Annotated in this window: 20 protein-coding genes; 5 read left to right on the top strand and 15 right to left on the bottom strand. The window is 60.8% G+C overall.

What is annotated here, in order from left to right; all coding sequences use genetic code 11:
- Positions 1-128: 128 nt before the first annotated feature.
- From BDB13_RS00995 to BDB13_RS01020, 6 genes are all read right to left on the bottom strand, one after another.
- Positions 129-752, bottom strand: coding sequence for a SipW-dependent-type signal peptide-containing protein (locus BDB13_RS00995; RefSeq protein ID WP_094270004.1), 624 nt, complete (start codon positions 750-752; stop codon positions 129-131).
- Entirely contained in the window at positions 745-1,380 is a 636-nt protein-coding gene (locus BDB13_RS01000; RefSeq protein ID WP_094270005.1) for a signal peptidase I, read from the bottom strand. Before BDB13_RS01000 ends, BDB13_RS00995 begins: the two co-directional genes overlap by 8 nt.
- Entirely contained in the window at positions 1,377-1,925 is a 549-nt protein-coding gene (locus BDB13_RS01005; RefSeq protein WP_094270006.1) for a hypothetical protein, read from the bottom strand. The genes BDB13_RS01000 and BDB13_RS01005 overlap by 4 nt, the downstream gene beginning before the upstream one ends.
- A gap of 3 nt (positions 1,926-1,928) precedes the next feature.
- Positions 1,929-2,483, bottom strand: a complete 555-nt coding sequence (locus BDB13_RS01010; RefSeq protein ID WP_176459498.1) for an alternate-type signal peptide domain-containing protein — start codon at positions 2,481-2,483, stop codon at positions 1,929-1,931.
- A 446-nt stretch (positions 2,484-2,929) separates the two neighbouring features.
- Positions 2,930-4,525, bottom strand: a complete 1,596-nt coding sequence (locus BDB13_RS01015; RefSeq protein WP_094270008.1) for an amidohydrolase — start codon at positions 4,523-4,525, stop codon at positions 2,930-2,932.
- The gene (locus tag BDB13_RS01020) at positions 4,522-5,490 is read right to left on the bottom strand and encodes a DMT family transporter (protein WP_094270009.1); all 969 of its coding nucleotides are present in this window, start codon (positions 5,488-5,490) and stop codon (positions 4,522-4,524) included. The genes BDB13_RS01015 and BDB13_RS01020 overlap by 4 nt, the downstream gene beginning before the upstream one ends.
- 51 nt (positions 5,491-5,541) lie before the next feature.
- On the opposite strand from BDB13_RS01020, the gene BDB13_RS01025 reads away from it, so the two are divergent.
- Positions 5,542-6,099 carry a TetR/AcrR family transcriptional regulator gene (locus BDB13_RS01025; RefSeq protein WP_094270010.1) on the top strand — a complete coding sequence of 186 codons (558 nt, stop codon included), beginning with the start codon at positions 5,542-5,544 and terminating at the stop codon, positions 6,097-6,099.
- Positions 6,100-6,106: 7 nt separating this feature from the next.
- Here the strand turns inward: BDB13_RS01025 and BDB13_RS01030 are convergent, their stop codons facing one another.
- Both BDB13_RS01030 and BDB13_RS01035 read right to left on the bottom strand, forming a co-directional pair.
- Positions 6,107-6,997, bottom strand: a complete 891-nt coding sequence (locus tag BDB13_RS01030; protein ID WP_094270011.1) for a carboxymuconolactone decarboxylase family protein — start codon at positions 6,995-6,997, stop codon at positions 6,107-6,109.
- A complete protein-coding gene (locus BDB13_RS01035; protein WP_176459499.1) occupies positions 6,984-7,574 on the bottom strand; it encodes a TetR/AcrR family transcriptional regulator in 591 nt (196 codons plus the stop codon). Before BDB13_RS01035 ends, BDB13_RS01030 begins: the two co-directional genes overlap by 14 nt.
- 263 nt (positions 7,575-7,837) lie before the next feature.
- On the opposite strand from BDB13_RS01035, the gene BDB13_RS01040 reads away from it, so the two are divergent.
- The 3 genes from BDB13_RS01040 to BDB13_RS01050 all read left to right on the top strand — a co-directional run bounded on the left by BDB13_RS01040 (position 7,838) and on the right by BDB13_RS01050 (position 11,138).
- Positions 7,838-8,656, top strand: a complete 819-nt coding sequence (locus BDB13_RS01040) for an SDR family oxidoreductase (protein WP_094270013.1) — start codon at positions 7,838-7,840, stop codon at positions 8,654-8,656.
- A 14-nt stretch (positions 8,657-8,670) separates the two neighbouring features.
- Positions 8,671-10,038 (top strand): aldehyde dehydrogenase family protein, encoded by a 1,368-nt coding sequence (locus BDB13_RS01045; RefSeq protein ID WP_094270014.1) that lies wholly within the window; start codon positions 8,671-8,673, stop codon positions 10,036-10,038.
- A gap of 134 nt (positions 10,039-10,172) precedes the next feature.
- Positions 10,173-11,138, top strand: coding sequence for a pirin family protein (locus tag BDB13_RS01050; RefSeq protein WP_094270015.1), 966 nt, complete (start codon positions 10,173-10,175; stop codon positions 11,136-11,138).
- 60 nt (positions 11,139-11,198) lie between these two features.
- On the opposite strand, the gene BDB13_RS01055 is transcribed toward BDB13_RS01050, so the two are convergent.
- From BDB13_RS01055 to BDB13_RS01085, 7 genes are all read right to left on the bottom strand, one after another.
- On the bottom strand, positions 11,199-12,098 hold the full coding sequence (locus tag BDB13_RS01055; RefSeq protein WP_094270016.1) for a carbohydrate ABC transporter permease: 900 nt from the start codon (positions 12,096-12,098) through the stop codon (positions 11,199-11,201).
- 8 nt (positions 12,099-12,106) lie between these two features.
- Positions 12,107-13,072, bottom strand: a complete 966-nt coding sequence (locus tag BDB13_RS01060; protein ID WP_094270017.1) for a carbohydrate ABC transporter permease — start codon at positions 13,070-13,072, stop codon at positions 12,107-12,109.
- Between the two features lie 23 nt (positions 13,073-13,095).
- Positions 13,096-13,986, bottom strand: a complete 891-nt coding sequence (locus BDB13_RS01065; protein WP_094270018.1) for a phosphodiesterase — start codon at positions 13,984-13,986, stop codon at positions 13,096-13,098.
- A gap of 41 nt (positions 13,987-14,027) precedes the next feature.
- Positions 14,028-14,777 carry a tyrosine-protein phosphatase gene (locus BDB13_RS01070; protein ID WP_094270019.1) on the bottom strand — a complete coding sequence of 250 codons (750 nt, stop codon included), beginning with the start codon at positions 14,775-14,777 and terminating at the stop codon, positions 14,028-14,030.
- A gap of 31 nt (positions 14,778-14,808) precedes the next feature.
- Positions 14,809-16,161 carry an ABC transporter substrate-binding protein gene (locus BDB13_RS01075; protein WP_094270020.1) on the bottom strand — a complete coding sequence of 451 codons (1,353 nt, stop codon included), beginning with the start codon at positions 16,159-16,161 and terminating at the stop codon, positions 14,809-14,811.
- A 41-nt stretch (positions 16,162-16,202) separates the two neighbouring features.
- The gene (locus tag BDB13_RS01080; RefSeq protein WP_094274581.1) at positions 16,203-17,342 is read right to left on the bottom strand and encodes an ABC transporter ATP-binding protein; all 1,140 of its coding nucleotides are present in this window, start codon (positions 17,340-17,342) and stop codon (positions 16,203-16,205) included.
- 126 nt (positions 17,343-17,468) lie between these two features.
- Positions 17,469-18,356, bottom strand: a complete 888-nt coding sequence (locus tag BDB13_RS01085) for a MurR/RpiR family transcriptional regulator (RefSeq protein ID WP_094270021.1) — start codon at positions 18,354-18,356, stop codon at positions 17,469-17,471.
- 69 nt (positions 18,357-18,425) lie between these two features.
- On the opposite strand from BDB13_RS01085, the gene BDB13_RS01090 reads away from it, so the two are divergent.
- Positions 18,426-19,190 carry a pirin family protein gene (locus BDB13_RS01090; RefSeq protein WP_094270022.1) on the top strand — a complete coding sequence of 255 codons (765 nt, stop codon included), beginning with the start codon at positions 18,426-18,428 and terminating at the stop codon, positions 19,188-19,190.
- The last annotated feature ends 30 nt before the right edge of the window (positions 19,191-19,220 follow it).

The raw sequence follows: 19,220 nt of genomic DNA on the forward strand, positions 1-19,220 counted from the left end.
AAAGTATGGAAGCGGCAGCGGCGAGGACACAGATGAGTCCTGCCACCGCACCAATCGTCAGCGCCAGTTCGCGGCAAGTGCGTGCCGGACTAGAACTGCGCGCAGTCGTGTGATCAAACATGACTACCTCAACCCGCCTTTGCTGTGAATGTGAACGACACGTCGGTCAGCGATTTGTTCTTCAGAGCATCGGCTGTCGAACCGTCGAGCGTCACCTTGACGCACAATTTTTCTTCGCCACTACCTGCCGTTGCAGTTTTCACCGCAACAGTGCGCTCAGCAGCGACAATGCCCACCGGCGCCGTCGTCGAGAGCGCTGTCGGCCCGGCAATCACCGTCGAGCAGGCTTGATCAAGGATTGTCACCTTCATGAGCGGTGCCAAAGCAGATTCACCGTTCGCCTTGGCCGTCATCGTGTATTTGAAGGCGACATCACCGGCGTTCTGCACGGTGAGAACTTGACTCACGCTGTTCCCCGGCAAGATATTTGACGTCGTGAGGGCGGTGAAGGCGTAGTCAGATGTATCAGTTGAAACGGTCGGATGACCGTTCAGCTTCATCGCGACGCTAGCGGTGGTGAATGCACCAGAAGTTGCGGTGACGCCATCAGTCCACGTCGCCAGAGTGCCGACGGCACCGAGACCGAGAACCATGCCAACGGACATGATTGCGCGGGCACGGCCACTGGTTGCACCTCGACATATGTGCCTACCCAGCGAGGCCGGCGCATGCGTCTCCTCGTGCTCAGACATGGCTGTGCCTTTCTTGCTGCTCAACTCGAGGCGCCGTGGCACTCGGTTCGGAAGATTGGGGATCTGCAGGTGCAGAGCGCCGCCGGCTACGGTCACGGACCGCGCCGATAAACATGACCACTGCGTAGATCGACAGCGCACCGACAACTACGGTCAGCATCACCGAGCGCATCTGCCCCGTGATTGCGTTGTAGACGTAACCGATATACGGCACGCTGTACCACACCTTGCCGCGAACCTGTTCCGGCACAACCGGATTCTGATCCGCAACCGGATTGGCGTCGCCCTGCGTGACAAAAGTCAGATCGCCCGCGGAGTTGCGCCGCACCATCGTGATGCGGTGCGTGACAACAGTCGGGTTACCGGATTCCATCTGGTACGTGATCGCGTCGCCCGTCTCCAACTGGGCTGGGTCCTGCGGGCGAACCACGATAAGAGTTCCGGGTGGATACGTGGGCTGCATCGAACCGGTCAGCACAGTGAAGGGCATCGACCCCGTCAACCGAGGTATCACGATGGTCGACAACAGAATCGCAAGAACACCCAGCAGCAGGACCCACGACACAATGTTGCGGATCCACCACCAGACGCCAGCGCTCTGATCAGCGCCCTTCACTGCGTGCGTCATTTCGACTCTGCCGCAAAGGTAAACGCGACACTAGTCGACTTACCGGGCTCGGCCGCAGTACCAACCGTGCCGCGAATGCACAGCACCTCACTGGTATTGGGAGCCAAGGTCCGCCACGCCGGAGCTGTTGGCACCTGCGCGCCACTCATCGCTCCGGTGTAGATCTGCGTAGCGTTAGTCGGAGCGGCCTGCTTCGGACAATCTGCCTCGGCATTCACCTTCGAGAGCGTCAGCGTCAATGGAACGTCCGGCTGAGTCTGCACCACATTCTGGAGCCTGTAGTTCAACGGAACACTGCCGGAATTTCGAATTGCCAACGGGGCCTGTGCATATGAATTGGGGAACATGCCGGTTCCGCCCAGAGCAGCAAAGTCGTAGCTGCTCCCGGCGCCGCCCACTGTCAGGTCCAGGACCCCCGCGGTGATCGTGCCACCGGGCAGCGTTTCAGAGTCCGTCCACCGCGCGCTGGTCTGCTGAACGGATACAAAGATCAGTCCGACGACCAGCGCGGCGGCGGTTGCCCACCAACGGTAGTGCTTGCGCAAGGCTTAGATCTGTTCGAGCTTGACGTTGAAGCCCGCCAGCCCAGCCGTCTGATTCTGGGTGGCATTGTTGGCCGCGTTGTCAGGCGCAACGATGGCGCCCTTCGGGAAGTCAAAAGTCACGGCAACGGTGACGGTGGCATCGTTATTGGCCTCGGTGAGCTCAGTAACGGCGCCCGCGCTGATTGTCGTTGTCGGAGTGATGGTCATTGCCGAGGCCAAAGATCCGGAAATGGTGGAGGTATCAGCCACTACCTTCGCCTTGAGGTTCTTACCCTCGATGCCAACCTTGACCTGGCCCGTGTACGTGATGGTGTCGCCCGGAACTGTACGGAAAGTTCCGATATCCGTGATCGCCTTCGCGGCGCCAGCATCCGTATTCGCATTGCTGACTGTCCATGTGGGAGCAGACCCAACTGCCGTCAGCGTCAGGTGACCAGCCGTGATGGTGCCACCCGTCATGGGAGCGGATGCGTTCCATGCCGCCATCGTGCCCGCACCACCGGCGAGGAGGAGTGCTGCTGCGCCGGCGGCGACTGCGCCCTTTGTTGCCTTGTTCATGTGAAGACTCATTTCGTCGGTCCCGTTACCGGGGCAGAAGGATGGGAAACAGGTCGGATCCAGTCAGGTGCGCCCTACGTCGGGCAGAAGTTCGAAGTCATCCGTCGTAGGTGACGTGCAGTTGTAGAAGCTTGCGAGCTGAATCGGTACGCGCGCGTTCCCTCTCATGTGCAGCAGTCACCAGCTTGGTGTCGGATCAATTTCTATCACAGGTTTCAGTTTTTCTGTGACTAAATTGTCCAAATGTTCAGAAACAAGTCTTAATCGCCATTACACCTACACATTGCGCTGACCAGCTACTATTTAGTTTCGTTACTGACGCTTGATAACTAAATAGCAAAACGGCCCCCACCAAAAGGTGGAGGCCGTCCGGTTCCTACTTAGAACATGTTCTACAAACCATTCCGTCTGGTTTGCCTGTTTCCTTCGAGCTCTGCCCCGGGCGACTACGCCTCGAAGATCGTTTCGCCGCCGACGACGGTCCGAAGAACCTTCAGTGCCGACAAGTCGGCCGACGCCTCGCCCAACGGATCCGCGTCGAGCACGACGAAGTCCGCCAAAAGCCCTACCGAAATGCGGCCCTTGTCGGACTGCTCCCGGGTTATACGAGCGGCCGCAGCGGTGTAGCCGGCCAAGGCATCGCGTGCGCTCACACATTGATCGGCACCCAGAACGTGGCCCTCACGGGTCACACGATGCACAGCGGTATTCATTGTGAAGAGCGGATTTACCGGGGTCACGGGGCAATCGCAATGCAGCGCATAGGGAAGGCCGGCAGCTACGACGGACGCCACCGGACTGATCCGCTCGCCACGACCCGGACCCAAGAAGCGATCACGATGGCGATCGCCCCAGTAATAGACGTGATTGACAAAGATCGATGCCACGACGCCCAATTCGACCATCCGCGCTATCTGGTCTTCACGCAACGTTTGGACGTGCTCGAGGCGATGCGCCACATCGACATCCGGGTGAGCCGCCTGTGCCAAAGCGATTGCGTCCAGCGCAAAGTCGATGGCCTGATCGCCGTTTGTATGGATAGCAACCTGCCGTCCCGCAGCATGATGCTCGTCGACCAGAGCATTGAGTGAGCCCGACGGAATAGCCATTCCGCCGCAATGGCAACCACCCAGATCGTGGTACGGCTCGGTCAATGCTGCGGTGTGCAACTGGATGGATCCATCCGAAATCAGTTTCACACCACCCACACTCACCAGCGCAGTCGGCTCCGGTGCCCCACCCAACTGATCGTGAGCACCGTGCCCGAGGTACAGGCGCGCACGCAGGCGCAGTTCGCCAGTCTCTTCGAGTTCGCGGTAGGTGTCGTACATCTCGGCAGTGACGTACATGTCGTGGAAACTCGTCACACCGACCGACGCCATGACTTCCTGGGCACGCAGTACCGCGACCTTGGACGCATCACTGTCCATGTCCGGGGTAAGGCTGTGCACCAGGGACATTGCCGGAACTTCGCGCAGTTCGCCGGTCGGAATTCCGTCGGCGTCACGGACGATGACACCGCCCTCCGGGTCGACCGTCGTAGCGTCGATACCGGCCTTCTCCAAGGCAAGGGAATTGACGTAAATGCCGTGGGCCGACAAGTGACGCACCATGATCGGATGCTGCGTCGACGCCCGGTCCAGGTCAGCTGTTGTCAGCCCCCGATCCTCGGCAACGAGGCTGTCGTCAAATCCCCACGCCTGGACGACCTCGCCGGCCGGGGTGATCGCCGCACGTGCGCTCAACGCGTCGATGAGCACCTCGATCGAGGGGCACGCACCCGTCGTCGCCTCGACGTTACCGAGATCCATCCCCCACATGATCGGGTGCAGATGCGTCTCGATGAATCCGGGAACAACCACGGCCCCAGCCAAATCCACCACAACGGCGTCAGGTCCGGCCAAAGCTGTGATCTCGGCGTCGGAGCCGACGGCCACAAATCTGCCGTCCTTGGTGGCCAGAGCCGTCGGCGCGCCCGCGACTGCGTCGTCCATGGTCTTGATGTCACCGTTGATGTAGATACGATCGGCCGCCAAAGTCATGCCTTTATCTCCGTTCGTTTTCCGACAGTAGGCGTCGGCGATTTCACTGCAGGCTGCCGCGTCGCGACAACCACTCCGGCAAGAATCAGCACCGCACCCACAATCTGCACGATGCTGGGAATTTGAGAAAGAAGGACGGCACCGAACAGCAATGCCGACGCCGATTGCAGCACCAGGCTGGCAGCGATATTTCCTGCCGGCAACCGCTGGCTGGCACTGGCCACCAACAGCCAGCCCACTACCTGAGATACCAAGGCCAACAGAATGAGCCAACCTTGCGCCGCCAATGGTGGTGCAAGATCAAGAGTTCCGGTGACCACACCGAACAATCCGGCCGTCACACCGGTGGCTGCAGTGGACACCAGCATCGGTAACCCAGTCCTACCGGCAGCACGCGTCGCCAAGCCCATCATGAAGATGTACACGGCATAGGCTCCCGCTGCAATGATCGCGAAGGAAGCACCGACAGCCGGGTTGGCTCCCGTCAGCGAGGAACTCATTCCCGCGACAAGTGCTACGCCGACAAAGAGCAGAGGCATGCTCGTCAGCAGTTCCCGAGTGATGCGCTGACGCAAGACCACATACCCGAGGATAGCCACGAACAGCACCTGCAGGTTCAGCAGAACCGTCGACAAACCTGCGCCGATCGAGTGAATTGCCTCGTGCCAGAGCACCAGGTCGATACCCAGGAACACTCCGGCGACGACGGCCTTGGCCACCCAACGTCCGCGGGACGGATGTGCCGACGGGCGACGTCGTTGCACGAGGACCACGATCACGAGCGGGATCAAGGCGTAGAGGCACCGAAAGAAGGCGCCGGTCGCGGGCGACGTGCCGGACAAGTCGTAGAGGATCGATGTCATCCCCAGGATGCACGCACCGGTGACAACCACCTGCAGATCCCGACGCCGTTGAGAATCGCCAGTTCCAGCGGAAACGGCCCCCGAAGATACATCATCACTCATGGTGATAGGTTATCACCAGATGGCGTTGTCCTCACAAGGGAAGATGTTGACATGAGAATCCCGGTCACCCGCGAACGCATCATCACGGCTGCCGCCGAACTCGTGGACAGTCGCGGACCCGACGCTCTGGTTCTCAGCCAACTCGCCGAAACCCTCGATGTTCGTCAGTCAGCTCTGTACAAGCATGTAGACGGAGTCGACGACGTCCAACATCAACTCAGCCTGCTCGCGCGTCACTTACTCGCCGAGCACCTCCGTACCGCCGCCGTCGGACTGGCCAAGGACGACGCTGTCTTTGCGCTGGCCGACGCCTGGCGCAGTTTCGTCCGCACACACCCCGGTCTGTATGCCATCACCGACCGCTACCCCACCGCCCCGCATGCAGATCTTGTCGCCGCGGTCGGCGAGGTAGTCGACGTCATCAACCGCGTCATCGCCGGCTACGGACTGAGCGAAGACGACTCCGAGCAAGCCGCCTGGTCCTTGCGCAGCGCCCTGCACGGCTTCTGTGTACTGGAAGCGCAAGAAGGACATCCGGCCGGCGCCGACCCCGACCGCGTCTACCGGCGACTGATCGAACTGTTGTGCGCCGGCATCGCTCGAATGTAGGCATCGTTCAGATTGATTGCCAGCCCAACCCGAACGTGACGTTTCCGTCCACATCCACGTCGTAGATTTCGACGCCGTCGTCAACATGTGGAGTATCCGAACCGAATGCAACAGCCACCTTCGATATTGCGTTCCTGGCCATGTCCAACACCAGCTCCACAGCCTCGGCCGGCGAGAAATGCTCACGCACTGCATCAATCACGTCGACGGAAATGAATCCGGGCTGCCACACCATCGCGTCGGCCAACGCGAGCGCCGCCTTGTGACGAGGCGACAAGTCACTGCTCTCGTAGTTGTCCACCTTGTCGAAGAGCGATTCGTCCGCGCCGGCTTCCAACGCCGTATTCATCCTCAGCGACTTGCACAACCGGCAATTATGTTGGCGCGCTTGACGGAGCCGCACCAGTTCGGTCGTCACGGGATCGAGAATCCTGAGCCGGGCCACATTGCGCGCAAAGACTGCGCTCTCCACCGAAAGATCGAACTCACCCCACGCCGGCACTGTCTGCCACTGCATTTTCGACGGCCCGAATAGCATCTCCAGGATGCGCAACAAGCGCGGAATCCAGTCGGCGACATACACCCCGAATACGAATTCCTTGGCGCCGCTGCCCATCTCGTTCAGCAGTGCCATGCGCAGACCAGCGTCGACACTCGATACGTCAATGCTGAACTGCTCCGCAAAGTCGAGTGCGATCGAATCCGCGATCTCCTCGACCTGCGGCGGCACCGGCAACGCCGACAACGACAGAGCATCTGCACACGTTTGCCGCGCCAGCCCACCGAGAACACCGGGGTCGGAGAAGATCATCCGACGAAGGGACTCCGACACCTCGGGTGCGTAGCGAACAAGCGCTTCGTCGTCACTCCACCCCGCGGGCACGTCATACGCGGCCATAAATCGCTCCCATCCACACTCCGACAAGCGCCTGCTTCGACGCTTCCACATCTACAGCACGGTGGTCGCCAATCCAATAGCGATTACCGATCCGCTCAATGGCCTCCATCAGAATCAATGCAAGCATGCCGGCGTCGGCTCCCTCCGGAGCCCGGCCAGCACTGCGCTCCGAGTTGATGACTGCGGCAACAGGTTCGATGAAGCTTTCGAGCCCGCGATTCCAGAGATCATCAACCCCCGGATCTGAAGACCTCGCGTCACGCATTGCTCTCAGTAGGTGTGGGTGCCTCATCCAGGCCCCCTGCACGGCGGTGATCATCTGCTCGATCAACTCTGCGGGATCACCGTCTCCGTCGCAGTAGATGGCAGAGGCAGCGGCAACTTCCTCATCGACTTCTTTGGCGAGTTCACGAACTGCGACGGACTTGTTGTCGAAGTAGAAATAGAAGGCCGAGCGAGTCACACCAGCCGCCTGCGAAATATCGCGGACGTTCAGATCATTGAGAGTTGTTGTCTCGAGAAGGTTTTCCAAGGCACGCAAGATCGACTCGCGCCGAAACTCGCCCTTGTCCGACAACTCGTTCCACCTCGCATCTCGACACATTTGCGAGTCAGGCCACATCGTAGGCAGATTTTTGACACGTGTCAATAGTGCTGAATTCCACCCGAAAATGACCAGTCCCACTCACCGGGAATGCCCATGTCGCACTCGCAACGAATACGGTTCTGTCTCCAGCATTCGCCTTCGCGAAGTTGCAATTCTTCACTGCAACTAGAGATTTCGATTCGTCTTCGCTGCAGACCCAGCCACTCCCTCCACAGCAACAGGAGCATCACGTCATGATCGACTACACCGGAAAAACCGTTGTCCTCACAGGTTGCTCGTCCGGCATCGGAGCACAAGCCGCCACCAAACTTGCCGCACTCGGCGCAACCGTCATCGGCATCGACCGCGTTGCCTCGTCAGACGATTCCGTCTCCCAGATGATTGTCGGCGACCTCTCGACCCAGGCCGGCGTCGAGGCAATCGCAGCGCAGATCGACGGACCGATCGACGTACTGATCAACAACGCCGGCGTCGCCGCTACGCTGCCGTGGCGCACCGTCCTGTCGATCAACGCACTCGCCCCTCGCGACCTCACGCGGTTGCTGCTGCCCAAGTTCACCGCCGACCCGGCCGTCGTCACCACCGCGTCGCAAGCCGGATTCCTGTGGCAGCAGAACTACGCCCGACTCAATGCTTTTCTGGCCATTGACAACTGGGAAGAGGCGCTCGATTCGCTCGCAGACTTCCCCAAGATCGACGAGGTCTGCTACAACGTCTCCAAGGAAGCCGCCATCATCAACGCCGGCAACCTTGCCGTCGACGGCAAGCACATCGGCCTGCGCTCCAACTCCGTCTCCCCCGGCACGGTCGGGACGCCGCTGCTGAAGGATTTCACGGCCACCATGGGTGACGCCGCGATCTCCGGTGCCGTCACCTGGGCCGGACGCCATGCGCAGCCCGGCGAGATTGCCGACGCCATCATCTTCCTCGCCTCGTCGGACGCTGCCTGGATCAGTGGAGCCGACATCCCGATCGACGGCGGATTCAGCGCCATGATCTTCCGCTCGTACATCGCGCCTGCCATGGCCGCAATGGCCACCGCCACAGCCTAGTCAGGAGTTTTCCCATGAGCATCGACAACGTACTGATCTCGATCAACCCCGCCACCCTCGAAGAGGTCGGGCGCACATCCATCACAACACCCGCTGAGCTCGACGCGAAAGCTGTTGCCGCCCAGTCTGCATTTGCGAATTGGCGCACCTCACGGAGCACCCGGCAGGGCCTGCTCGCCGCGTGCTCCTACGAACTCATGCGCCAGACCCCTGCCATCTCTGCCCTACTCACCGCCGAGCAGGGAAAATCTCTCAGCGACTCGAGCGGTGAAGTCTGGATCTCGGCACGCTGCCTCGCGCACTTCGCCCGCCTCGACTGGGCCGACGAATCCGAAGCACCCGAATCGCCGATCCGCGTAGCGCGAATCCAGCACCGCCCCTTGGGCGTTGTGGCAGCCATCGTGCCGTGGAACTTCCCGATCTTCCTCATGATGGCGAAGATTGCACCTGCACTGGCGGCCGGCAACACCGTTCTGGTCAAGCCCGCCGAATCTGTTTCACTGGTTGTCGGCGAGGTAGTCCGCATCCTGCAGTCCATCCTCCCGGAGGGTGTACTCGACATCGTCTACGGCGGACCGGATACCGGCAAAGCCCTGATCGAGCACTCCGCAGTGCGCAAGGTGTCGTTCACCGGATCCACCGGCGTCGGCAAGGCGATCATGAAGCAGGCCGCTGACACCATCACGCCCGTCACTCTCGAACTCGGCGGCAATGACCCCGCGATCATTCTCGACAGTGCGGATATCAATTACGCAGCAGGCTTTTTGGCCCACGCTGCGTTCTTCAACAGCGGTCAGATGTGCATCGCTCCCAAGCGCGCCTACGTCCCCGCCGACAAGGTCGACGCGTTCTGCGCCGCCTTCGAAGCTGCAATGTCCACCGTGGTGGTGGGCGACGGATCGGTGCCCGGAACTACAGCCGGCCCGCTGCACAATTCCGCTCAGCTCGAGTACGTGCAGGGTCTGCTCGACAAGGCTCGTGCCGACGGCGCAGACATCATCGGCGGCAACCGAGTCACCACTCTGCCCGGCTACTTCATGGAGCCCGCACTCGTGCGCGGGGTGGACGACAACAGCGACATCGTCAAGTTCGAGCAGTTCGGCCTGGCATTCCCCGTCGTGGCCTACACCGACGTCGACGCCGTCGTATCGACGCTCAACAGTCAGGAATTCGGCCTCGGAGCCTCCGTGTGGGGCGAGCAAGCCGCAGCAGTCGAGATTGCCGAACAGATCGACGCCGGCCAGGTGTGGGTCAACACCCACAACGCTCTCGAAGTGGAACTCCCCTTCGGCGGAGTGAAGAGCAGTGGCTTCGGCCGTGAAGGCGGAGAAGCCGGCGTCCACGATTTCCTGGAGACGCGGGTACTGAGCATCAAGAACTAATCTGTTTGTGAAGGATTTCGTTCGCTGAGCGAGCGAAATCCTTCACGATCACCGCGGGAATATCTTTCATTCGACATTGTTGACTCCTCATGAGATAGTTGAACAATCAACTACTTGAGTACGAGGAGAATGACATGCCTGCTGTGACAGTCGAGAACATCTTGTCCCTACCGCGCCTCGACGAGCCGGCTTCGTCCGCCGTCAACCGCCCGGTCAAGAGCGTCACCACCGCACCGATCGGATACGAAGGCGAAGGCTTCCCCGTCCACCGGGCATTCGCAGGCATCGACCTCTCTGCACTCGACCCCTTCATCCACATGGACCAGATGGGCGAGGTCAACTACGCACCCGGTGAGCCCAAGGGCACCCCGTGGCACCCGCACCGCGGCTTCGAAACCGTTACCTACATGATCGACGGCATCATGGAGCACCAAGACTCCAACGGCGGCGGCGGCGTGATCAGCGGCGGCGACACCCAGTGGATGACTGCCGGCGGCGGCATCCTCCACATCGAAACTCCCCCGGAGCACCTCGTTGTCAGCGGCGGCCTCTTCCACGGCGTCCAGCTGTGGGTGAACCTGCCCCGAAACAACAAGATGGCAGCACCGCGTTACCAGGACATCACCGGCAACAAGGTTGCACTGCTCTCCTCCCCCGACGGCGGCGCATTGGTTCGCGTCATCGCCGGAGAGATCGCCGGCCACGCCGGCCCCGGATCGACGTACACACCAATCGCACTGTCTCACACGACCATTGCCCCCGGTGCCAGCGTCACCTTGCCGTGGAACCCGGACTTCAACGCCCTCGTCTACGTACTCGCCGGTGAGGGAACCGTCGGCGCAGAGCGTCGGCCTGTTCGCGCCGGACAGACAACCGTCTTCGGACGCGGCGACACCATCACCATCTCGGCATCGGATCGCCAAGATTCACGAACCGAATCGCTCGAGGTCTTCATCTTGGGCGGCAAGCCGATCCGTGAGCCCATCGCCATGGCCGGACCGTTTGTCATGAACACCAAGTCCGAGGTCATGCAAGCCTTCGAGGACTTCCAGGCCGGACGCCTCGGTTCCATCCCGGCAGCTCACGAAACACTGAGCTAAGCCCCCACCGACAATGGTCCGGGGTGTGCACAAATGTGCGCACCCCGGACCACGCTCAACCTATTTGAGTCCGGATCGAACGAAGGCATCGACCACGTAGCGCTGAAGGAACAGATAGATCAAGAAGATCGGCAAGCACGCGAGTCCCGAGGCCGCCATCACGGCACCCCAGTTGTTTCCCTCCGCACCCATGAAACTCCTGATTCCGATCTGCACCAACGCATCCGACTGCCGCAGAACCAGCGACGGCCACAGATACTCGTTCCACGCCGAGATGAACAACATGATTCCCAGAGCCGCCAGCGCCGGTTTCATGTTGGGCAGTACCACTTTCCACAGGGTGGCCCAGGAACTCTGGCCGTCCATCACACTGGCGTCGAGCAATTCATGCGGGAACGCCTCCATGTGCTGACGCAGCAGCAACACCCCGAATGCGCCGCACAGATTGGGAATGACAACGCCGGCGACCGTATTGAGAAGACCCATCTGCGAGATCAACAGATAGTTCGGGATCATCGTCACCTGGAAGGGAACCAGCCAGGACCCGACGAACAACAGGAACAGCAACTGCTTGCCGAAGAAATTCCAGCGCGCGAAGGCATAGGCTGCCAGTACGGCCACCAACAGTTGACTGACTGCCATCACAGCCGCCATCGCGAAGGTGTTCGTCAGCATCGAGGCCATCGGGATGGTCTCCCACACGTACTTGAAGTTCTCGAGAGTCGGCGGCCACGGAATCAAGCTGGCCGACAACGCATCATCCGGTCGACGGAAGGCTGTGGCGAACATCCAGTACACCGGGAACACACTCACGACTGCAAGCAGTGCTAGCAGGACGTGTCCGGTGACGACCCGCCCACGCGAGCGAGCAGCCACCGGCTGATCACCCACCACGCGGGCGTCGGTACCCGAAGGCGATGAGGTGACGCGCGAAGGCGCGTCGACAATGACGAGTGCCATGACGGGTCCTAGTTGTCGTAGAAGCTCAGCCGGTCTGAGACCCGGACAAAGACGAGAGCAATGATGGCGAATCCGAGGAAGAACAACATTCCCGCGGCTGCCGCAAGGCCGGCATCGAAGTTGCGGAAACCGAATTCGTAGAGCAGGTAATAGATATTGGTGGTGGAGCCGCTCGGTCCGCCCTGAGTGAGGACATCGATCACCGGATAGGCCCACTGCGCTCCGAGCAGAATTGTCATCAGTGCCAGAAACACCAGCGTCGGCGAGAGCAACGGCAGTGTGATCCGCCGGGTGATCATGGATCGGGAAGCACCGTCGAGCGACGCAGCCGAGCTGTAGTCAGGATTGATACCTGCCATTCCCGCCGAAATCACGAGCACCCCGAAGCCCAGCATCTGCCAACCGACAACCACGACTACACCGAGTAGCGCTAGTTTCGGGTCACGAAAGATGTTTCCCATTTCGAAGCCGAGCGAAGCCGCGATCCGGGGAATGGTGCCACCCTCGGGGTTGAACATCCACCGCCAGATCGCGCTACTGGCAACCGGTGTCACCAGAAAGGGCACAAAAATCAACGCTTGGTAGAAGGTGCGCCAGCGACCGGTGACCTGACCGCACAGCAGCGCGATCCCCACCGGGAGAACCAGAGAGAACACCATGAATGCCGCGATGTACAACACCGTGTTCCACAGCGCCTGGTGCAGTTCCGGCAGAGACAACACGGTGGCGTAGTTCTCCAGCCCCACAGGAATCTTCGGCGTCGTCGGAATCATGTTCCACTTGTAGAACGAGAGTCCGACTGTCTCCGCGAGCGGCTTGTACACCCACACCACCAGGAGCGCCACCGCAGGCAGCAAATACAGCAGCGGAGTGAGGTGGCTTCGCAACACCGACCACTTCGGTCCGCGCGAACGCGTGTCCGTGATCTCAGCGCCCGGCTGACCGCCGACCGATGTCGGCACTTCGACAAACATGGTGTTCTCTTCCTTGTGGTCGGTCAGCGATTCGCGGATTCAGCCATGACGCGAAGCTGCTCTTCGGGATCGAGCGCTTGGAAAGCCCGGAGCGTCTCGATGCTCATTTCGTAGAGCGTCGGCGACTCGGCAAGCGGAACGACGCTGTGCAGCACTCGATCTCCGTAGACGTGAACCAGGTTGAACGACTGACCACCGTTTTCGCCGCGCAGTCCCCCGTCCGCACCGATCAGATCCTGGCTGTAGCAAGTGGCCGATGCCACTGAGACCGGGATGTCGGCAAAGGTGCAACTCGTCGAGTAGTGCAAGTGACCACCGAGGATTCCGCGAACATCACTGCCCCGCAACACCTCTTCCAGACGATGCTGCTCTTTGAGGTCAACGAGCTCGAGAAGTTCGAGAGGACTGGGTACCGGCGGATGATGCAGTGCAAGCAGACTGCCGTGCGGAGCAGGCTCAGCCAATACTTCGCGCAGCCACACCAACTGCTCATCGGTGATCTCGCCGTGATGGTGGCCCGGAACAGTACTGTCGAGCACGATCAGACGCAGACCATCGAGGTCGTAGACTGCGTCCACGGACTCCTGCGTCGGCTCGGCGTCGAGCAAACCACTGCGAAATGTCGCGCGGTTGTCATGGTTACCCATGACCCAGATAACCTCGGCACCAATCTTTTCGGCAGCCGGTTCCACGATTGCGCGCAGGCGGGCGTAGGCCTGTGGATCGCCCGCATCGGCGAGGTCGCCAGTGAAGACCAGCGCTTCGGGACGTTGACCGGCCCGCTCGAGTCGCTCGAACAAGCCGGCAAGATTTGCGTCGCTGTCCACTGCCCCGTGCAGCAATTCGTTGTCGGCCACGAAATGCGTGTCACTGATGTGCAGAATGAAATGTTCGGGTGTGCCGTACTGAGACATGAGAAATTCTCCTCGTGATTCGATAAACGATGGGGTGTTGGTCAGCCGATGAGGCAGGCGCGCAGATCGGCAAGTTCGAGTTCGGTCATACCGTGAGCAAGCAGGAAATGTCGGACGCCGCCGTGGTTGGCAGTGATATATGCGAGGGTCTCTCGCATCAGCGCTGCCGGACTGGCGCACACCATCTCGTCCACATCGAAGCCGTCGGGCAGGTCGTACGCCTTGAACGCCTCAACCATCCGGTCGGCCCATTCTCCGGCGAGCATGGTTTCGGACACGGCGTAATCGGCGATGACGTCTCGCTCACTGACCCCGACTGCAGCCAGGCTGAGTGCGACGACAAGTCCCGTTCGGTCCTTGCCCGCGGTGCAGTGCACCAGTACCGGTCCGGGGCCCGATGCTGCGATGAGCCGAACCGCGCGGGTGAGCGCTTCCGCATGATCGGTCACCATCTGCAGGTAGAGCGCAGCCAGATCGAATCCAGTTCCGGTGGCGTTGATCGCACCGTCGTACACCGGAAGGTGGACCTCTCGGTGGCCGACACCCTGCAATGCGTTGGGCGCCGACTCCACCTCGTGGCTCTCGCGCAGGTCGATCACCAGAGCGAGATTCAACTCGCGCAGTGCATCACGCCCGTCCTGATCCACGCTGTGCAGGGCGTCGGATCGAAACAACTTGTGCCACTTGGTCGATCCTTCGCCGAGTGGATATCCCCCTACGTCACGCAAGTTGTAGGTGCCGGACAGGTCGAGGCGGCGACTCGCCACCGGAGTGGAAAAAGTGGTGGTCATGAATGAAATCCTTTGTGGGAGAGTTCCGTACTTACGGAAGAAGCTTCTGTGCGCGTTCCTGCGCGGTCTTCATCGTCGAAATCGGATCCTTGCCGTAGAAGACCGACTCCTCGACCGCCGTTGCGAGGATGTCATCGATCTGCACGTAACTGTTACCCCGGTACGACCGCCACGGCTCGAGCCGGTCGAGCTGAGCGAGATTCGGTGCAAGCAAGGGATTTCCGTCAGCCCACGCCTTCAATCCCGCCGGGTCCTCGGTCAGGGATGTACGCAGCGGCAGGTAACCGATCTTGCTGGAAATCTCCGTGTACGCGTGATCGCTGGTCATGAACTTGATGAACTCCCACGACGCTCGTTGCTTGGCGGGATCGTCGGAGAACACGAACAGTGCCGAACCGGAGTTCGTCGGAACCGCAGTGTGGCCGTCGAAGCCGGGCATCGCTGCTGCGCGCAAATCCCATCCCCCAGCTTTTGCCGACTGGATGAACATTCCCTGAATGGCCGAAGATTGAAGCTGAATTGCCGTGTTGCCCTTGGCAAAAGACTCGAACTGCGTGCTCGTGTCCTCGCTCGCAAGGACACCTCGTTCATACAGGCCCCGAAGCATCTTCACGGCCTCGACAGCATCGGGGTTGCCGAACTCGATGGTGGAACCGTCCTCGGAGAGGACGTTGCCACCGGCCGAGCGGAACATCGCCTGCATACACCAGTTCCCGCCCTTTACCGCGCATGCAATGGACAGTGCGGGTTTTCCCGTCGCAGCGGTGATCTTTTCTGCCGCGTCGGCGACCTTGGGCCACGTCGACAAATCGACGTCGGCCGGCAATCCTGCCTTCGCAAAAGCCGTCGCGTTGTAGAAGAGCACCGGAGTAGAGAAGACGTACGGCATTCCGTAGGTGTCGCCGTTGCGATCACCCAGAGTCACAGCCCGGGGGTGATACGGGTGCTCACCTTCGAAATTTTCCTGCACGGCCTCACGACCCACCAGCTTGTCCAGCGACTTGGCTCGCAATTGATCGACCGCGAAATCGACAGTGTCAAAGGTCAACTGGGCGACGTCGGGTGAACTTCCCGCAAGCATCTGCGTCTGCACACTGCTCGCTGTCGCACCATTTCCCTGCGGAGGTTGCGCCTTGACGGTGATGTTCGGGTGAGCCGTCTCGAAGTCCTTGACCAGCCCGGTGATGGTATCCGTCCAGGGACCGGCTTGCTGAAGGTTGTACGTCTCGAAGACGATGTCGACCTTCTGATTCGGATCAAGCTCCGGCACTATCGCACTGTCGCCGGCCCCAGCGGCGTCCACCGTGCCCGTGGCACAGCCGACCAGACTCATAGTTGCGGCGGCCGCCATCGCAATAGCGGCCAACGCCTTGGATTTACGCATGAACAAGCTCCTTGAACACAGGGGGATCGAATGAAGGGGAACTAGAGTTGCCCGCTCAACACGCGGGCATCGAAGTCGGTCAAGTCCGTGGCGCCGACCCATTCGAGACGGCGTCCGGATTCCGCATCGAAGAGATGAAGATGTTCGAGTTTTGCTGCAAGAGCGACGGATTCTCCGGATCGAACCGTGACCGGACGAGGCATGCGAACGCAGACCGTATTCGAACCCACCGCGCAATACGCAATCTGTTCGCTACCAAGGTTTTCGACGGACTCCACCCGCGCCTGGAATCGGGCACCCGCCGCGTCGGTGTCGGTGTCGGCGGTCACCGTGAGATGCTCCGGACGTACCCCGAGGACCACCTTCTGCTCATCCGACTCTCCAGGCCACAGGAGGGCCCGCACGCCGGAACTGGAGACCACGACACGCCCCTTCTCCGAGCCGACGGTCGCGTCGATCAAGTTCATCGGCGGGCTGCCCAGGAATCCTGCGACGAACACCGAAGCCGGATTGTCGTACACCTCTTCCGGCGTACCGATCTGCTCTACCTGACCGTTGTTGAGCAGCGCGATACGCGTCGCCATAGTCATGGCTTCGATCTGGTCGTGGGTGACGTAGACGAACGTTGCTCCGAGTCGGCGATGGAGGGCGGTGAGCTCACGACGAGTCGCGGTTCGGAGCTTCGCATCGAGGTTACTCAGGGGCTCGTCCATCAGAAATGCCCTGGGACTACGCACAATTGCGCGACCGACAGCAACGCGCTGCCGTTGCCCACCCGAGAGTTCCTTCGGCTTGCGTTCGAGCAGGTGTGCAATGTCCAACTGCTGCGCAACCTCCTCGATTCGCTCGTGCGCCTCGGCCTTGGGAACCTTGCGCACCCGCAACGGAAAGCCCAGGTTCTTCGCTACTGACAGATGGGGATACAGCGCGTAGTTCTGGAACACCATCGCAACGTCACGACGTTTCGCAGGAACGTTGGTGATGTCCTCATCGTCGAGCACGATTCGACCGGAACTCGGCTCGAGCAGTCCCGCAAGCATCCTCAGCAGAGTGGTCTTGCCGCAGCCGCTCGGACCGAGGAGGACGAGGAAGTCGCCGTCGAGAATATCCATCGAAATGTTGTCGACGGCGGTGACATTCTGAAACTTTCGGCTCAGACCCTCGATCCGAATGCTGCCCATGTTCTCTCCCGATGAAATGACGTTACTGAAATCCGTAACGATCTGAATTCTCATTACATCGAGATAGTTAGCCAGCCGAAGGTGAACCAGAGCCCAACGGCTCGAGAATCACAGGCAATGCTTGGATCAACCCTTGGATGACGGATTGAGCAGCGCTACAACCTGTTCCAATGTTTGCGCTGCCGCCTGCGCAGATCCACTGCCGGCCTCGGCGACCGCAATCTGCAACCCGACTAGAAATGACAACTGCACCACCGGCGACGATGCGCCATGACCACTCCACGGACCGACTCCACCACCGATCACCAGGGCAATGTCCGCCTGCTCCACGAGCGCGGACCGCGCGTAGCTCGTGACGGCGATGACCGTCGCCCCCGAAGCCTTTGCAGCGGAGACGGATTGGAGCGTATACGCATTCATCCCACTGTCACTGATGGCCAGGCACAAGCCGCTCTTGCCAAGATGCCGTGCCGTCAACTGCTGCACAATGGCATCGGCCGGCGCCTCTGCCGACCGGCCGTTCGTGACGAACCGGAAGGCGATCGCCGCGGCGGCAGGTGCAGATCCGCCATTGGCCACGATCAACAATCGGCGCGAGGACCCGAGTTCGCGGACTGCCTTGTCAAAAGCCTCTGCGTCCAGCGGCGCCAACGCCGCACCGAGGTCTTGCGCCACCTCGTCGAATACCGACCGCATGAGACCGACCCCGGTCGCGCCCTGGGCCCCCACCCCCGCGTCCGCCGACGTCGCGGCACCCAGGTCCCGCAGCAACAGCATCCGCAGATGCTGAAAGCCTTTGAATCCAAGGTTCTGGCACGCCCGTATCACTGTCGCTGTCGAGGTGGAGGCATGTTCGGCGAGATCCGCGGCAGACCACCAGGCAACCTCAGCTGGTCGCTCTACACATACGTCCGCAACTCTGCGTTCACTGGGCGCGAGCGACGACGCGCATGCACGAATCGCTGCGATCGTGGTTCCGGCGGGCGGATCAGACGGTGAATGTTTCACGTGCATTGACTAGCACAGCAAGGTGAACGTGCTCACCTCGTAAGCTGGTGCCACCGGATCTGAAGGAGGAACGCCATGTCGGCGCTCATGACCCCGCACATCGACGTACACCGATCAGGTGATCGCTTGAAATCTCGCATCTCCTGGCTTGATTCAAAGCATTCCTTCTCCTTCGGTCAGCACTACGATCCCGACAACACGCACCACGGGCTTCTCCTCGTCAACAACGACGACACCGTGCGCGCCGGAAGCGGATTCGACACGCACCCACACCAAGACATGGAAATCGTCACGTGGGTGCTCCGCGGTTCGCTGGTCCACCAGGACTCCATCGGCCACTCCGGCGTCATCTACCCCGGGCTCGCGCAACGGATGAGCGCCGGCAGCGGAATCATGCACAGCGAGAAGAACGACTCCTGGCGCCTCGGCGGCCAACAGCATTCCGATCCCGTGCATTTTGTCCAGATGTGGGTAGTCCCCGACGAGGCTGGACTCACGCCCGGATACGAACAACTCGAAATCGACGACGAACTCCTCCGCGGCGGCCTGATCCCCGTCGCTTCGGGAATGCCGCAGTACAAGGATCATTCGGCAATCCGCATCAACAACAAACATGCGGCTCTGCACGTCGCCCGCTTGCAGCCCGGCAAGGCTGTGAACCTTCCGAGCGCACCATTCCTGCACGTGTTCGTCGCCGACGGCACGGTAGAAATGGAAGGCGTCGGGACGCTGCATCAAGGTGACGCAGTACGCCTGACCTCGTCCGGCGGACAACAACTGACGTCCGAAGCCGGAGCAGAAGTCCTCGTCTGGGAAATGCACGCCCGTATCGGTGGTTGAGACCCGGTCTCCGGAGAGCCCGGTGCCCCC

This window comes from Rhodococcus sp. OK302 (assembly GCF_002245895.1).
Classification (GTDB): Bacteria; Actinomycetota; Actinomycetes; order Mycobacteriales; family Mycobacteriaceae; genus Rhodococcus_F.

Coding starts and splice junctions, on each gene's coding strand:
- BDB13_RS00995 (WP_094270004.1), bottom strand. CDS start 752: ATGTCTGAGCACGAGGAGACGCATGCGCCGGCCTCGCTGGGTAGGCAC.
- BDB13_RS01000 (WP_094270005.1), bottom strand. CDS start 1,380: ATGACGCACGCAGTGAAGGGCGCTGATCAGAGCGCTGGCGTCTGGTGG.
- BDB13_RS01010 (WP_176459498.1), bottom strand. CDS start 2,483: ATGAACAAGGCAACAAAGGGCGCAGTCGCCGCCGGCGCAGCAGCACTC.
- BDB13_RS01015 (WP_094270008.1), bottom strand. CDS start 4,525: ATGACTTTGGCGGCCGATCGTATCTACATCAACGGTGACATCAAGACC.
- BDB13_RS01020 (WP_094270009.1), bottom strand. CDS start 5,490: ATGAGTGATGATGTATCTTCGGGGGCCGTTTCCGCTGGAACTGGCGAT.
- BDB13_RS01025 (WP_094270010.1), top strand. CDS start 5,542: ATGAGAATCCCGGTCACCCGCGAACGCATCATCACGGCTGCCGCCGAA.
- BDB13_RS01030 (WP_094270011.1), bottom strand. CDS start 6,997: ATGGCCGCGTATGACGTGCCCGCGGGGTGGAGTGACGACGAAGCGCTT.
- BDB13_RS01040 (WP_094270013.1), top strand. CDS start 7,838: ATGATCGACTACACCGGAAAAACCGTTGTCCTCACAGGTTGCTCGTCC.
- BDB13_RS01045 (WP_094270014.1), top strand. CDS start 8,671: ATGAGCATCGACAACGTACTGATCTCGATCAACCCCGCCACCCTCGAA.
- BDB13_RS01050 (WP_094270015.1), top strand. CDS start 10,173: ATGCCTGCTGTGACAGTCGAGAACATCTTGTCCCTACCGCGCCTCGAC.
- BDB13_RS01055 (WP_094270016.1), bottom strand. CDS start 12,098: ATGGCACTCGTCATTGTCGACGCGCCTTCGCGCGTCACCTCATCGCCT.
- BDB13_RS01060 (WP_094270017.1), bottom strand. CDS start 13,072: ATGTTTGTCGAAGTGCCGACATCGGTCGGCGGTCAGCCGGGCGCTGAG.
- BDB13_RS01065 (WP_094270018.1), bottom strand. CDS start 13,986: ATGTCTCAGTACGGCACACCCGAACATTTCATTCTGCACATCAGTGAC.
- BDB13_RS01070 (WP_094270019.1), bottom strand. CDS start 14,777: ATGACCACCACTTTTTCCACTCCGGTGGCGAGTCGCCGCCTCGACCTG.
- BDB13_RS01075 (WP_094270020.1), bottom strand. CDS start 16,161: ATGCGTAAATCCAAGGCGTTGGCCGCTATTGCGATGGCGGCCGCCGCA.
- BDB13_RS01080 (WP_094274581.1), bottom strand. CDS start 17,342: ATGGGCAGCATTCGGATCGAGGGTCTGAGCCGAAAGTTTCAGAATGTC.
- BDB13_RS01085 (WP_094270021.1), bottom strand. CDS start 18,356: ATGCACGTGAAACATTCACCGTCTGATCCGCCCGCCGGAACCACGATC.
- BDB13_RS01090 (WP_094270022.1), top strand. CDS start 18,426: ATGTCGGCGCTCATGACCCCGCACATCGACGTACACCGATCAGGTGAT.